Annotated in this window: 8 protein-coding genes; 7 read left to right on the top strand and 1 reads right to left on the bottom strand. The window is 67.8% G+C overall.

Annotated elements, in window-relative coordinates; translation table 11 throughout:
- The first annotated feature begins 57 nt into the window (after window positions 1-57).
- The 4 genes from glgX to IHV25_RS03505 all read left to right on the top strand — a co-directional run bounded on the left by glgX (window position 58) and on the right by IHV25_RS03505 (window position 8,538).
- Complete coding sequence (gene glgX / locus IHV25_RS03490) at window positions 58-2,241, top strand: glycogen debranching protein GlgX (RefSeq protein ID WP_192533721.1); 2,184 nt, start codon at window positions 58-60, stop codon at window positions 2,239-2,241.
- Window positions 2,241-4,454, top strand: coding sequence for a 4-alpha-glucanotransferase (gene malQ, locus IHV25_RS03495; RefSeq protein WP_192533723.1), 2,214 nt, complete (start codon window positions 2,241-2,243; stop codon window positions 4,452-4,454). Before glgX ends, malQ begins: the two co-directional genes overlap by 1 nt.
- Window positions 4,451-6,973: a mechanosensitive ion channel domain-containing protein gene (locus IHV25_RS03500; RefSeq protein ID WP_192533725.1), complete on the top strand. Its 2,523-nt coding sequence runs from the start codon at window positions 4,451-4,453 to the stop codon at window positions 6,971-6,973. Before malQ ends, IHV25_RS03500 begins: the two co-directional genes overlap by 4 nt.
- 587 nt (window positions 6,974-7,560) lie before the next feature.
- Window positions 7,561-8,538, top strand: coding sequence for an alpha/beta hydrolase family protein (locus IHV25_RS03505; protein WP_192533727.1), 978 nt, complete (start codon window positions 7,561-7,563; stop codon window positions 8,536-8,538).
- A gap of 343 nt (window positions 8,539-8,881) precedes the next feature.
- On the opposite strand, the gene tsaD is transcribed toward IHV25_RS03505, so the two are convergent.
- Window positions 8,882-9,979 (bottom strand): tRNA (adenosine(37)-N6)-threonylcarbamoyltransferase complex transferase subunit TsaD, encoded by a 1,098-nt coding sequence (gene tsaD, locus IHV25_RS03510; protein ID WP_192533728.1) that lies wholly within the window; start codon window positions 9,977-9,979, stop codon window positions 8,882-8,884.
- A 116-nt stretch (window positions 9,980-10,095) separates the two neighbouring features.
- Between tsaD and hemC the strand changes: the two genes are divergently transcribed.
- From hemC to IHV25_RS03525, 3 genes are all read left to right on the top strand, one after another.
- Window positions 10,096-11,052 carry a hydroxymethylbilane synthase gene (gene hemC, locus IHV25_RS03515; protein WP_192533730.1) on the top strand — a complete coding sequence of 319 codons (957 nt, stop codon included), beginning with the start codon at window positions 10,096-10,098 and terminating at the stop codon, window positions 11,050-11,052.
- 163 nt (window positions 11,053-11,215) lie between these two features.
- On the top strand, window positions 11,216-13,558 hold the full coding sequence (locus tag IHV25_RS03520) for a uroporphyrinogen-III synthase (protein ID WP_192533732.1): 2,343 nt from the start codon (window positions 11,216-11,218) through the stop codon (window positions 13,556-13,558).
- Window positions 13,555-14,952, top strand: coding sequence for a heme biosynthesis protein HemY (locus IHV25_RS03525; protein WP_192533733.1), 1,398 nt, complete (start codon window positions 13,555-13,557; stop codon window positions 14,950-14,952). Before IHV25_RS03520 ends, IHV25_RS03525 begins: the two co-directional genes overlap by 4 nt.
- Window positions 14,953-15,074 lie beyond the last annotated feature (122 nt).

The raw sequence follows: 15,074 nt of genomic DNA on the forward strand, positions 1-15,074 counted from the left end.
GGTATCCAAGGGGGCTGGATGTCGTTTTTTCATGGTTTTTTCTAGAGCGGACCATCAATGGCTACTGTGAAACACCGGGTCTGGCCGGGTCGCTCCTACCCTCTCGGGGCGACGTGGGATGGTCGGGGAGTCAACTTCGCCCTGTTTTCCGAGCACGCCGAGAAGGTGGAGCTCTGTCTGTTCGATTCCGACGGTGCCGTGGAAATCGCCCGGATCACCATGCCGGAGTACACCCACCAGGTCTGGCACTGCTATCTGCCCGACGCCCGCCCGGGGCAGCGCTACGGCTATCGGGTGTACGGCCCCTACGCGCCGGACCGGGGTCACCGGTTCAACCACCACAAGCTTCTTCTTGATCCGTATGCCAAACTCTGGAGCGGCCGCCTGGAATGGTCGGACGCCCATTTCGGCTACCGCATGGACGGCGACGGCGGGGATCTGAGCTTCGACACCCGCGACAACGCCCCCTACATGTACAAGGCGGTGGTGGTCGACACGTCCTTCAACTGGGAAAACCACGTTCCGCCGCGGATTTCCTGGAACGAGACCATCATCTACGAGCTCCACCTGAAGGGGTTCACCATCCGCCATCCCGAGGTGCCTTTGCCCCTGCGCGGAACCTTCGCGGGCATGACCACCCATTCGGTGATCGAGTACCTGAAGGCGCTGGGGATCACGGCCATCGAGCTGCTGCCCATCCACGCCTTCATCAACGACCGCCACCTGATGAAGCGGGGCCTGTCGAACTACTGGGGCTACAACTCCCTGGGCTTCTTCGCCCCCCATCCGCGCTACCTCTCCAGCGGGAAGCTCGGCGAGGTCAAGACCTTCGTCCAGACCCTTCACGATGCGGGGATCGAGGTGCTTTTGGATGTGGTCTACAACCACACCGCCGAGGGGAACCACCTGGGCCCCACCCTCAGCTTCAAGGGCATCGACAACGCCAACTACTACCGCCTGGTGCCCGGCAACAAACGGTACTACGACGATTCCACCGGCTGCGGAAACACCCTGAACCTGCGCCACCCGCGCGTTCTGGAAATGGTGATGGACTCCCTGCGCTACTGGGCCCAGGAAATCCAGATCGACGGGTTCCGCTTTGATCTGGCCGTATCCCTTGCCCGGGACCGCAACGGGTTCGATTCCCAGTCCGCCCTTCTCCAGGCCGCGTGCCAGGACCCGATCTTGTGCCGGCGCAAGATGATCGCCGAGCCCTGGGACGTGGGGCTGGGCGGCTACCGCCTGAGCCAGTTCCCGCCGACCTTCTCCGAGTGGAACGACCAGTACCGCGACACGGTGCGCCGGTTCTGGAAGGGCGACCGGGGACAGGTTGCCAACCTTGCGACCCGCCTTGCGGGATCGTCGGACATGTTCGACCAGCGCGGCCGCTGCCCCTGGGCGTCCCTGAACTTTGTCACGGCCCACGATGGTTTCACCCTGGCGGACCTGGTCTCCTACAACCGCAAGAACAACCTTGCCAACGGCGAGAACAACCGCGACGGCACCGACAACAACAACTCCTGGAACCACGGCGAGGAGGGGCCGACCGTGAGCCCCGAGATCCGGGATCTGCGGCTGCGCCAGATGCGCAACTTCATGGCCACGCTGCTGCTGTCCCAGGGGGTTCCCATGATCCTTGCGGGGGACGAGTTCGGCCGCAGCCAGGGCGGCAACAACAACCCCTACTGCCAGGACAACGAGATTTCCTGGCTGAACTGGGGCTCCATCGACAAGACCGGGCGCGATCTTCTGCACATGACGCGCTGGCTGATCCATTTCCGCCGCCGTCACCCTGTCTTCCACCGGGACCGCTTCTTCCACGGCTCGCCCCTTCCGGGGACCGAGAACATCAAGGATCTCACCTGGCTCGACGCGAACGGACGCGAGCGCCTGAGGCCCGAGGACTGGGGCGACCCGGAGGACCGCTATCTGGGGGCCCTGTTCCGGGGCGAGGCGGGGCAGTACTTCCTGTCGCGTACCGGGCGTCCCCAGACGGACTCAAGCTTCCTGATCTGCATGAACGCCGATGCCCGGCCGGTGTCGGTGGTCATGCCGGGTCTTGATACGGGCGACGGCTGGTCCCTTGTCCTGGACACGGCCCGGCCCGGGGTGGAGCGGACGGTGGCGCCGCCGGATGGCAAGGTCTACCGGATGGAAGCCCGCTCCCTTCTGATTTTCCGCCGTGATCCCGGCCCCCTTGCGGGGAAGGGCGATGACAGCAATCCATGGGGTAATCCGTAATGGTTGACGAAAAACAGGCGCGTTCCGGGTCCGGTCCGTCTCCGGAATGTCCGTCCGAGCTTCTGCGCGCCCAGGCGTTGAGGGCGGGCCTCGTGGATCACTTTTTCGATGCGTTCGGGCATTATACCCTCGTGTCGGACGAGACGCTCACCCGGGCCCTCGAGGCCCTCGGGTACGCGCCGTGCGAGCCCATTCCGGAGGGCGCTGCGGGCGGTCCGTTCCTGTGCTTCTGCCTTGTTCACCGCCCGGACCGCGGGCCGCTCGGTGTTCCCCTGTCCTGGCCGGCGGGCCGGGGTCCGGGGCGCTGGCAGATTGTCCTGGAGGCCACACCGGGCGAGGAGGCGCGCGAGGGCGCACACGGTATCTTTGCCCCTGAAGACCTGCCCCCTCTGGAGGGGGAGGGCCGTGATCCCGAGCTCCACAAACGCCTGGAGATCCCGGTTGCGGACCTGCCCTTGGGCTATCACCGGCTCCGGATCGAGGGGGGCGACGCCCCGGCGGCCGAGGTTCCCCTGATCCTGGTGCCCGAGCGCTGCTGGCTGCCCGAGGGCACGGAGGACGGCTCGGCCCGGTTCTGGGGCGTGACCTGCCAGGTCCACGGCCTGCGCTCGAAAAAGGACTGGGGCATGGGCGATTTCGGCGCCCTTGCCATTCTGGCCCGGGACGTGGGGCAGGCGGGGGGCGACATTGTGGGTCTCAACCCGCTGAACGCCCTGTTCCTGACCCGGCCTCTTCACGCCAGCCCCTATTCGCCCAACTCCCGCCTGTTCCTGAACCCGCTCTACATCTCCATTGACGACGTGCCCGAGACGGCGCGCACCGGGGAGATCGACCTGCTGCGCGAGAAGCTGGGCGCGCTGGAGTTCTCGGAAACCATTCTCTACGGCGAGGTTGGCCCCCTGAAGCTCCGCGCCCTGAAGGCCGCGTTCCGGACCTTCAACGCCGAGGAGCGCCCCCGGAAGACCCCCCGGTTCCAGGAGTTCGAGCGCTTTGTGGCCGAGGGCGGCCCCCTGCTGGAGGACTTCGCCCGCTTCCAGGCCTTGAGCGAGCATTTCGAGAAAGGCGGCTGTTCCTGGCAGTGCTGGCCGGATGCGTACAAGGATCCCACCTCTGCGGCCGTGTCGGTCTTTGCCGAGGTCAATCGCAGCCGGGTGGACTTTCATCTCTGGTGCCAGTTCGAGGCGGACCGCCAGTTGGGTCTCTGTGCCCTGGCGGCCCGGAGCTCGGGCCAGCGCCTGGGGCTTTATCGGGATCTGGCGGTGGGCTCGGACCCCTCGGGGGCGGATGCCTGGATGATGGGCGGGCAGCTTGTGCGCGACCTGTGCGTGGGAGCGCCCCCCGATCCCATGAATGCTCTCGGCCAGAACTGGGGCTTCCCCCCGTTCCACCCGCGTCACCTGCAGGAGAACGGCTTCGAGGTGTTCCGCCGCCTGATCCGGGCCAACATGCGCCACGCCGCCGTCTTGCGGATCGACCACGTCCTGGGCCTGATGCGCACGTTTTGCATCGTGCGGGGCTTCGCCTGCAAGGATGGCCTCTATGTCCTGATGCCCTTCGAGGACATGCTGGGCATCCTGGCCCTGGAAAGCCACCGGGCCCGCTGCATGGTCATCGGCGAGGATCTGGGCACCATCCCCGACGGCTTCCAGGATCGGATGCAGGCCGCCGGCGTGCTGTCCACCCGCCTGTTCTATTTCGAGCGGCACTATCACTCGGACGGGTCGCTGAAGTGGCCCGACGAGTACCCGCGCCTTGCGGCCGTGTCCCCCAACTCCCACGACCTGCCCACGCTTCGGGGCTTCTGGGCCGGGCGCGATCTGGCCTGGAAGCACGAGCTCAACCTGTTCCCCAGTGACGGGGCCCGCGAGGGCGAGAGCAACAGCCGCTTCCACGACCGCCCCCTGATCCGCGATACCCTGGCCCGGGGCGGGCTGGAACTGGAGGAGACCAACGGCTACACGCCGCCCTCGAACCTGGTGCCGGCGGTGTGTGACTGGCTGGCCCGCACGCCCTCCCTTGTGGTGACCGTCCAGATGGAGGACGTCCTCGAGGAGGTCGAGCAGGCCAACCTGCCCGGCACCGTGGAGGGACACCCCAACTGGTGCCGCCGTCTGTCCGCCGATGTGGAGAGCCTGCCCGCCGACGGGCGCCTTGCCCATATCGCCGGTCTCTTTGCCCGGTATGGCCGGGGAACCCGGAGTGAAAGCTCATGATCCACCGGATCCGGCTGAGCGCGCTGTGCGTCCTTCTGTTTGGCCTTGTGCTCGTCACGGCTACGGCGGGCCTGTCGTGGGACGGCGCGGCCGCCCCGTCCGGAAATGGGAACGGGGCCGCCTCCCGGAATGCGGCGACCCGCGCGGAACCGGCGCCGACCCAGGCGGTTGTTCCCGCCACGGCGGTGGGAACCCTGCCGACGGCGCCCCTGTCCCAGCGTGTGGACGAAAGCCTGGAGGCCTGGACCAAGGTTCTGGATGACAAGGACGCGCGCCTTGAGCGCGGCGGCCTCACGGGCGAGGCCCTGGACGAGATCACGGCCCAGCTCCGGAGCATCCGGGACGCGGCCCGAAAGCTTCTGTCCCAGGAGCTGGACCAGCGGGTTGTGGAGGCCGAGACCGTCCTGAACTCCCTCAGCCCGCCGGAAACGGGGGGCGAGGCGTCGGCCACCGAGGATCCCCAGAAGGCGGCCTACGCCAAGGATCTGGACACCTGGAAAACCCGCCAGCGCAACGTGGAGGCGGTGGAGACCCGGGCCAGCACCCTGATCAACCGGATTTCCAACCAGCGGCGCACGGCTCTGGTCTCCAACCTGTTCGAGCGCACCGACTACCCGTGGCTTCCGGCCTCCGTGGGGTCCCTCTACAAGGAGTTTGTGCGGACGGCCACCAGCCTTGCCGGAGCCCCGGCCGAGTGGCTGGCCTCGATCCAGGAGGATCTGGAGCGCACCAGCGACCGGATCTTTGTGATCGGCCTGTGGATCAGCCTGGGCGTTGTCACCGGGGTGGTCTTGCGCTGGTGGATCCTGAAGAAATTCGGCCGCCGGTCCTCCATCACCGATCCCAGCTACACCCGAAGGGTGATCGCCACCCTGGCCGAGGGAACCGCCAACGGCCTGCTTCCGGCGCTTGTTCTGGGCTCGATGGTCTACTGGGCCTCGGTGACGTTTTCCGGGCAGGCCCTTCTGGGTGACTTCACCAAGGTGGTGCTCTACAGCGCCCTGCTGATCCTGGTGGCCCGGGGCTTTACCCGGGCAGCCCTGGCGCCGGACCAGTCGGCCTGGCGCCTGCTGCCCCAGAACGACCGCCAGGCGCGCACCCTGTCCTGGCTGGTGCAGGCCCTGGTGATTGTCCTGTCGCTTGAAATGGTGTTCCTGCGGCTCAACGCCTCCATGGTTCCCAGTTTCGAGGACGGGGCGTACTGGTTCTGCCTGTCCGCGTTCAAGTTCCTGGAGGGAGCCATTCTCCTGCGGCTCAGCGTCCGGGATCTCTGGACCTTCGGCCCGGCCGAGGATGTGGGCCAGAGCTCCAGCTCGGTCGAGGCCGCCCACGCGGCCGCAACGGATGACGCGCCCTCACGCGGTGGCGCGACCCTTGTGTTTCTCGTTCGCGCCCTGGTGATCCTGGCGACCCTGGTGGGGGCGTGTGCCCCGGTCTTCGGCTATGGCCGCCTGGGTGAGTACCTGATCAACGGCCTTCTCACGACCTTCGGCATTGCGGGGATCGGTCTGGTCCTGCGCTCCCTGTTCAACGAGCTGGTGGAGGTGTCCTTCCGCTCCAGCTGGCTGCGCTCCCGGTTCAACTGGGGCGACCGGGTCTGGTACCAGCTTCGTTTCTGGTCCAACGCGCTGGTGTCGTTCCTGATTTTCGGACTGTTCGTGTTTTTCTCGGCTCCCGTGTGGGGCGTGCCCTCGGAGGATGTGCAAGACGCGTTCATCACGCTCCTGACCGGGGTCAAGGTGGGAACCGTCACGATCTCGCTTCTCAGCATCGTGATTGGCGTCGGGGTCTTTGTGGTGCTGATGGCCCTGACCCGGGGCATCCAGAGCACGCTCGGGCGCAAGGTTCTGGTGCAGACCAACATGGACCACGGCGCCCGAAGCTCCCTGATTACCGGTGTGGGCTATCTGGGGGCGGTGATCTCGGCGGTCGTGGGTGTCTCGGCCATGGGCATCGACCTCACGAACGTGGCCCTGATCGCCGGTGCCCTGTCGGTCGGTATCGGTTTCGGCCTCCAGAACATCATCAACAACTTCGTCTCGGGCCTGATCTTGCTGGTGGAGCGCCCCATCAAGGTGGGGGACTCCGTGATTATCGGAAGTGACGCGGGAACCGTGCGGCGCATCAGCTTCCGCGCCACCGAGCTGGAGACCGCCGCCAAGGCCGCCATCATCATCCCGAACTCGAGCCTGATCTCGTCGCCGTTCACCAACCTGACCCACCGCAACCGGCTGGGCCGTGTGCGGGTCGACGTGGTGGTGGGCGCCGACAGCGATGTGGCCAAGGTGCGCGACATCCTCCTGGACGCGGCCCGGGAGCACGACCTGGTCTTGACCCTGCCAGCCCCCAGCGTGACCCTGGACAGCGTGATGACCGGTGTGAACGGCCAGCAGGCGGGTTCCCTGTCGTTTGCCCTGTTTGCCCATACCTCGAACGTGTCCAATGCCTCTGGCATCCAGAGCGACCTGCGCATGGAGATCGTGGACAAGTTCCGGGCGGCAGGCATCTCGTTCGCCTGATCCGGCGCGGTCTGCGGGGCCTGCCCGGTCCGGGGGGCGCCGAGGCTCCGGGGAGCACAGAGGGGCGCGTACGGCCCCAGGACCGCAGCCGGCCCCGAGGTTGCGCGGGTGCGGGGTGCCAGCGCCTGTGCGGTTCGGGGGGGATTGCCCCGCGCACAGGGCCCGGGTGGCTGCACAGGGCCCGGGGTCGCACAGGGGCGCGTATGGCGCCGAGATCATGCATGCCCCGGTGGTTGCGCCGGGCCCCGAAAGCCCACACTGCTCCGGGAGGGGCCGCAAGGCGCGAGGCCGGGCGATTCCGGGTGGCCTCCAGCCCTTCGGAAACCGGCCCTGTGGCAGGGCGCCGGCGGTGCGGTTCCGCCCTGACCCGGGCTTGCAGTTTCGCCTCAAAACACGTCATAATCAGGCAGGTCCGGTGTCCGTTCGGGGCAGCGGGTCTGCGATGTTCGCCGGCCCCCGATCCTTCCCCTTTCCCATCGGACTTGTTGCTCCCGGTCTTTGGGCCGTGAGCCCGCGCTCCGGTGTCCGCGCCTGCTGTTCGGGATGCGGACCGGCCTTCGGTAACCTGTTTTCTTTGGGGAGGACCTATGAAATACGCGCCTGTTCAACGGTTGCTGGTTCTGGTGGGTCTGGCGGGTCTGGTGGGCGTCCTGATGTTCCTGCCCTCCCGGCTGGAGCTGGCGGACAACGACCTGCGAACCGCACGGGAGTCGTTCGAGACACGGATCCTGCGCGACAGCTTCGAGCCTCTGGGACCGGTTCCCACGCCCCCCGAGGGGGTGTTCGACCGGGTGACCTATCCGGGGCCGGCCGGTGACATGGAGGCCCTCGTCACACCGGATCCCGGGGACGGCGCAAGGCACCCGGCGGTGATCTGGCTGTCCGGGGGCTACGGCGGCATCGGGGACTGGTTCTGGACCGAGCAGCCTCCGGCCAATGACCAGAGCGCGCGCGCGTTCCGCGAGGCGGGCCTTGTGATGATGGTCCCCTCCTTCCGCGGCGAGAACGCCAATCCCGGCCACTACGAGATGTTCTACGGCGACCTGGATGACCTCGAGGCCGCCCGCGCCTGGCTGGCCGGGCGCGACTGGGTGGACCCGGACCGGATCTATCTGGCGGGACACAGCACCGGCGGCACCCGGGCTCTCCTGGGCAACGAGTATGTGGACGGTTTCCGCGCGGCGTTCTCCATCGGGGGGATCGCGGATCTGAAACAGCACGTCCGTGCGGGGGGCTTTGCGGCCCGCGCCCCCTTTGACGACGCGGACGACACCGAGTTTCTCCTGCGCTCGCCCGGGTATTTCCTGCGCTCCGTCAAGTCCCCGACGTTCCATTTCGAGGGGGCCCAGGACTGGGTGCGCACGTTCGAGGATCTGAACGAGCTGGCGGAGCAGGAAAGCATCCCCTTCCAGGCCTTCCGGATCCACGGGGCGGATCACTTCAGCGTCATCCACCCGGTGACCCGCATGCTGGCGCAGAAGATCCTGAAGGATACGGGTGACCAGACGGACATCGCCTTCACCGAGGACGATATCCGCGAGATCGTGGACACCGTCCGCCCCTAGGCGGCGGGCACCGCATCCTGGAAACAGACACAGACGCGGGCCCCGGCACACGCCGGGGCTCGTGCGTTTTGGCGCTTTGGGAGCCCCCGACGGGGTGCGCAGAAGGGGTGCGCCGACCGTGTGTGGACGGTGTCAGGGTGCAAACCGGGCCAGGGTGCAAACCGTGACAGGGTGCAAACCGGGCCAGGGTGGCGGGATCGGGGTGCCGGGGCCAGTTCAGCCGCCCCCGGGCTCGGGTCTCCCCTGTCTTCGGGCTTGGGGCACCGCTCCGGGGCCCGCTCCTGTGCCCCCGATGTGTGCTGCCGCCCCGGGCTCGCGCCTCGCTGCGTCCGGGCGCGGGAGGCTAGGCTCTCGCCCGCCCGGCGCCGATGGAGGGCGGTGCGTCCGGGTCCAGGGGCCAGCGGGGGCGGGCCTTGAAGTCCAGCGGGTCCGTCAGCCCCAGGGCCAGGCGCTCCAGCCCCGCGCAGGCCACCATGGCGGCGTTGTCGGTGCACAGGGACACGGGGGGCGCGTGGAAGGTCATGGCGCAGTCCCGGGCCACCGCGTCCAGAGCCTCCCGGATGCGGGTGTTGGCCGCGACGCCCCCGGCAATCACCAGAGGCCGCCCGGTGCCGTGGCGTTCGGAAAACAGGCGGATGGCGGCCCGGGTCCGCGAGGCCAGACAGCCCGCCACCGCCTCCTGGAACGAGGCACACAGGTCGTTGATGTCCGCCTCGGTCGGGCGCCCCAGCTTCTCGACGGTCTGGCGCACGGCGGTTTTCAGCCCGGAGAAGGACAGGTCACAGCCCGGACGGCCCACCATGGGGCGGGGCAGGGGGAAGCGCTGCGGGTCTCCGTCCCGGGCCCGGCGCTCCACCCGGGGACCGCCCGGATGCCCGAGCCCCAGCATCTTGGCCACCTTGTCGAAGGCCTCGCCGGGGGCGTCGTCGATGGTGGTGCCCAGGCGGCGGCACGTCCCCACGCCCTCCACCGCCAGGAACTGGCTGTGCCCCCCGGACACCAGCAGCAGCAGGTAGGGGAAGGTCACCGGCTCCACCAGCCGGACCGAGAGGGCATGGGCCTCCAGGTGGTTGACGCCCAGGAACGGCTTCCCGGTGACCAGGGCGAGCGCCTTCGCGGTCATGACACCCACCAGAACACCCCCGATCAGGCCCGGGCCTGCGGTTGCGGCGAAGGCGTCGATTCCCTCAAGGGTCAGCCCCGCGTCGTCGAGTGCCCGGCGCACGAGAGAATCGAGGATGTCCAAATGGGCTCTCGCGGCTATTTCGGGGACGACTCCACCGTATGGGGAGTGGTCCTCAATCTGGGAGACGAGGGCCTGGGACAGAATCCGCAGTTTTCCTGGGGCGAATCGGGCCCCATCGGCGGCTTTTGAGGTCACAATTGCCGCTGCGGTCTCGTCACAGCTTGTTTCTATTCCCAGAACGCGGTATTCGCTCACTGTCCTCGGTCCTTTTCGCGTTTGCAGGCGCAAAAGCGGACTTCGTATCGCATTTGTCTCTTTTCAAGCCCTATGCCTGCCTATACAACATCAGGGCCACAATACTCAGAAGAGCCATGACACACACACCAAAAATCACAATCGGCACCCGGGGTAGCCCCCTGGCGCTCGCACAAACCCACCAGGTCCGTGACCTCCTTATGGAAGCCCACCCTGAACTGGCCGAGCCCGGAGCCATCGCTATCGAGGTCATCAAGACCACCGGTGACGCGATTTTGGATCTCCCGCTGGCGGAACTGGGCGGCAAGGGCCTTTTCACCCGCGAGATCGACGATGCCATGCTCGACGGCAAGATCGACATTGCGGTCCACTCCATGAAGGACGTGCCCACGTACCTTCCCGACGGCATCACCCTTCCGTGCATGCTGCCGCGCGAGGACGTTCGCGACGCCTTTATTGGCCGTGACGTCAAGTCGCTGGCGGAAATACCCGAGGGCTCCGTGGTCGGCACGGCGTCCCTGCGGCGCGGAGCACAGATCCTGGCCCTGCGCCCGGACCTGAAGATTGTTCCGTTCCGCGGCAACGTCCAGACCCGCCTGCGCAAGCTGGCCGAGGGTGAGGCCGACGCAACGCTTCTGGCCAAGGCCGGGCTGAACCGCCTGGACATGGCTCACGTTGCCACCTCGCTTCTCGAGGTCGACGAGATGGTCCCGGCGGTTGCCCAGGGTGCCATCGGCATCACGGTCAGCGCCGGAAACGAGCAGGCCCACACCTGGCTCGAGGCCCTGAACTGCGGCCAGACCTTCGCGGCCGTGTCCGTGGAGCGGGCGTTCCTTGCCCAGCTTGACGGCAACTGCCGCACGCCGATCGGCGGTCTCGCCCAGATTGAGCGTTTCGGGAATGACGACGCGCGTGTTATCTTCCATGGCGTCATTATCCGTCCGGATGGGAAGGTTCTCTACAAGACCTCCCGCGAGGGCAGCGTTTCCGATGGCGTGGCCATGGGCAAGGATGCCGGAGCCGAGCTGCTTGCAAAGGCCGGTCCGGATTTCTTTACGGACCCTGCGTCCTGATCTGATCCCCGCCCTTCCGGTTTCGCCGGGGTTATCCCGGCGCGACCCGGAGGGCTGGAAAGTGCATTTCGTGAACCGTCGGGGTCCCGGCTTTCCCGTCCGGATGCTGGAACCCCGGACGCGTTGAGTCGGGAACACGCTCACCAAGGAGTTCGGCGAGACTATGCGTGCGCTCATAACCCGTCCCCGCGACGACGCCGAGCGCGTCGCCGCCCCGTTGAGACAGCGAGGAGTCGAGATCGTTCTTGACCCTCTGCTCTCCATCCGTTTTCACCGTCCCTCCAGCCGCTTCCCCTGGCAAAGCGACCCGCTGGCCGAGGACGTGAAGAAGGCGCAGGCACTCATTTTTACCAGCCTCAACGGAGTTCGGGCTTTCTCCAGCATCAACAAGGAGCGCTCGAAGCCTGTCTATACGGTTGGCGACACCACGGCGAACCTGGCCCTCGAGATGGGGTTCAAGGATGTCAAAAGCGCAAACGGCGACGTGAACTCGCTGGCGGCGCTCATTCGCAAGGAGGCGGATCCGCAGGACGGACCGCTGCTCCACGCCAGCGGCGAGAAGGTCGCGGGCGATCTTCCCGGTGCCCTTGCACCCGGGGGATACACCATTATCCGTCACCCGCTTTATGAAGCCCTGGGGGCCACGTCGTTCCTGAAGGGAACCATCGACGAGTTCCACGCGGGCACCATCGATCTTGTTTTCCTCTTTTCACCCCGTACGGCGGAAGTGTTCGCGCGGCTTGTTCGCAGCTCGGACATGGCGGCGGCCATGCAGAAGGTCGTGGTCTACGCCCTGAGCCCGGCTGTGGCCCGTGCTCTCGGGGATATTGCATTCCGGGCGGTGCGGGTCTCCGCCGAGCCCACCCAGGATTCCCTTCTCGAGATTTTCGATGCGGACCTGGCCAGCGGCATCCCGGCCTCAGCCCTGTCGGCGTCCGAGCCGTCGGCGTCGCCTGTGTCCCCTGCGGGAACCGGCGAGGCCATTTCGGCGTCGGCTGCGGCCGCGTCGTCCGCTGCGGCTGTCGCGTCTTCGGCCTCGGCGGCTGCGGGCGTGTCCGGGGCTCCGTCCGGTTCGGACGGGTCTTCCAGCGCCCGGGGCTCCCTCTCGGATCGCCCCGTGTGGGAGGGCACCACGGGCTCCATGCCCACGCCGCCCTGGCCGGGAACGGGCCCGAGCACTCCGGCCTCCGGGGCGCAGGCCTCCACCGGAAGTGTCCCCTCTGTGGGCGCACCGGCGTCCGGCGCCGGTCAGGCCAAGGCCGCCGGGGGCAGCGCTCCGCCGCCCAAGGCTCCGCCTCCGCCGCCTCCGCCGCCTCCGTCCGCCTCGGGCCAGCCCGCCCGCCGCGCGGCCGCCCCGGCTGCGGCTCCGAAGAAGCGCCGTCGCCTGGGCTGCCTGTTTCCGCTGGTCTCCCTTGTGGTGCTCGCGGCCGTCACGCCGTCGGTCTACACGTTCTGGCAGCCGGTTCTGACCCTGCCGACCCTCGACAGCATGGGGCTTGGCGCCCTCGACCAGGATGCCACCCGCGACGAGGTCCGGCGCCAGCGCCAGGTCATCACCCTGCTTCAGAAGGATCTTCGGGATCTGGCGGCGGTGAACCTGGAGCTTCAGGGCAAGATCGCCGACGTGGAGCGCAAGGCCCAGGAAGCCCAGATCATCATTGATCCCTCGGCGCCCCTGACGGACCAGATGGCGGCTCTCGTCAACACCCGGATCGACAATCTGACGGCCCGGGTGGACCTTCTGGCGTCTGCCACGGTCTCGACGGAGAACATGGCCTCCCTGTCCCGCCGTGTGACCGAGGTCGAGGATCTGGCCCGCCAGACCCAGACCCGCCGGGTCACGTCCCTGATGATCCTGGGCTCCATCACCCAGATGCGTGACCAGATCGACCGGGGCGAGCCCTTTGCCGAGCAGGCCCGCGTGGTGGAGATCATCGCCCAGTCCGACGACGCCATCGTCGACACCCTGGAGCGTCTGCGTCCCTATGCCGAAGGCGGGGTGAAGTCCCGTTTCGCCCTGCGCGAGGCCTTTGCCCGCACCGCCAACGCGGTCACCCGCAAGGTCACGCTCAACGAGGGCGAGGGCTGGCTGGACCGGACCCTGGCCTCCATGAAGAGCGTGGTTGTGGTGCGCTCCACGGATCCGGATGCTCCGGGTCAGTCCGAGCCCCTGGCCATCCTGGCCCGGGCCGAGCAGCTCATGAACATGGGCGACCTCGCGGGCGCCGTGGACGTGATGCAGGGTCTGGAAGGTGAGCCCCTTGAGGTGGCCGCCCCCTGGATCGAGGACGCGCTGGCCCGCACCAACGTTGAGGCGGCCCTGAACCGTCTCATGACCTACGGTATGGCCGAGGTTGCGGCCTCCCGGGCCCTTCGCCCGGAGGCTCCGGAACTCCGCTCCATCGAGGTTCTGGTCGAGCCCCAGGCCGCCACGCCCTCGGCCCGCCCGGTGGCGCCCCAGCGGCGTCCTGAATCGCCCGCCTCACAGAGAGGAGCGCGTCCATGACCCGTATTCTGCTGTTCCTTCTGCTGACGACGCTTCTGGTCGTTTTCGCGGTCGCCCTTGCCTCGAACGACGGCCTGACCGTGATCGACTGGTACTCGATGCATATCGAGATGCACACGTCGGTGGCGATTGTCCTGTTTCTGGGCTTTTCGCTCATTTTCTGGCTCGTCATCCGCTTTGTCGGCGGTGTGGGGCGGCTTCCGGGGCGCTTCGGGCAGTCGCAGACGGAGCGCCGGCTCAAGCGGGCTGGCGCCTCCCTCGGCGAGGGACTGGCGGCGGTCCGTGGCGGCGCGATTCCCTATGCGTCCTCCATGCTGCGGGACTCGGAGAAGGTCTTTCCCGAGTCCATCGGGGTGAAGCTGCTTGCGGCGGATCTTGCGTTCGCCCGGGGTGACTTCACCGCGGCGCGGGACCGCTTCCGCGAGCTGTCCGAGAACGCCCGCTTCCGTCCCCTGGGCAAGCGCGGTCTCCTGGAGATCGCCCAGGCCGAGGGCAACGAGGACGAGGCCCTGGTTCTCGCCCGCGAGGCGGTGAACTCGGGGATCAATGCCTCCTGGGCAACCGGGCCCCTGTTCCAGATCCTGTGCCGCCGTCACAAGTGGGACGAGGCGCTCGGGGTTCTGGGGCGCGGCGGCCGGTCGCTGAAGGCGGACGACCCGAACCGCCCGGTGCGCGCGGCCCTTCTGTGCGCGTCGGCCCGTGACAGTGTGCGCGCCGGAAACCGGGCGGAGGCGATCCGCCTGGCCCAGCAGGCCCTGTCCCTGGACCCGGGTCTGACCGAGGCCACGCTGATTGCGGCGCGGGCTCTGGTGGCGGACGGCAAGCCCCGCAAGGCTGTGCCGCTGCTGACCGCCGGATGGAAGCGTCATCCCCACCCGGAAATCCTGAAGATCTACCTGTCCATTGAGTCCGGTCTGGATCCCATTCGCCGCCTTCAGCGCGTCGAGGGCCTGATCGAGGGCAATCCCACCCACCCGGAAAGCCGTCTGGCGCTGGCCGAGGCCTGCCTGGGCGCCAAGCTCTGGGGCCAGGCCCGTCACACCCTGGACCCGCTGGTCCGGGAAAAGGCCGAGCCGTCCCCGTCCCTGTGCCGCCTTGTGGCGCTGCTGGAGGAGGGCGAGAACCGGGATATGGCTCTGGCCAACCAGTGGCTGATGCTGGGCATCGCGGCCAAACCGACCGAGGGCTGGTTCTGCCGCCGCTGCGACGCGGTCCACAACACCTGGGAGCCGATCTGCCCCGCCTGTGGCAGCCTGGGCACCCTGATCTGGGACACGCTGCCCGGCGAGGCCCCCGCGTCCGGAACCACTCTGCCCAAGCCGTCGGAGCCGGCCGCACCGGCCGACGCCGGGGACAAGGCCAAGACCGAGGACAAGGGCGGAAAGGCCGCCTGAGCCGGCCTGCCACCTGGACATGCACCACGCCTCCGGGGCCCCGCTCCGGAGGTTTTTTTGTGGCAGCCGGCAGCGGTCCCGGGGCCCGCTCCGGGGTGCGGTTGCATTACGGGCTTGCCTGA

This window comes from Phaeovibrio sulfidiphilus (assembly GCF_014861485.1).
In the GTDB taxonomy this organism is placed as follows: domain Bacteria; phylum Pseudomonadota; class Alphaproteobacteria; order Rhodospirillales; family Rhodospirillaceae; genus Phaeovibrio; species Phaeovibrio sulfidiphilus.

Bases quoted from the DNA above. Each gene is read 5' to 3' on its own strand.
- glgX (WP_192533721.1), top strand. From the start codon at position 58: ATGGCTACTGTGAAACACCGGGTCTGGCCGGGTCGCTCCTACCCTCTC.
- malQ (WP_192533723.1), top strand. From the start codon at position 2,241: ATGGTTGACGAAAAACAGGCGCGTTCCGGGTCCGGTCCGTCTCCGGAA.
- IHV25_RS03500 (WP_192533725.1), top strand. From the start codon at position 4,451: ATGATCCACCGGATCCGGCTGAGCGCGCTGTGCGTCCTTCTGTTTGGC.
- IHV25_RS03505 (WP_192533727.1), top strand. From the start codon at position 7,561: ATGAAATACGCGCCTGTTCAACGGTTGCTGGTTCTGGTGGGTCTGGCG.
- hemC (WP_192533730.1), top strand. From the start codon at position 10,096: ATGACACACACACCAAAAATCACAATCGGCACCCGGGGTAGCCCCCTG.
- IHV25_RS03520 (WP_192533732.1), top strand. From the start codon at position 11,216: ATGCGTGCGCTCATAACCCGTCCCCGCGACGACGCCGAGCGCGTCGCC.
- IHV25_RS03525 (WP_192533733.1), top strand. From the start codon at position 13,555: ATGACCCGTATTCTGCTGTTCCTTCTGCTGACGACGCTTCTGGTCGTT.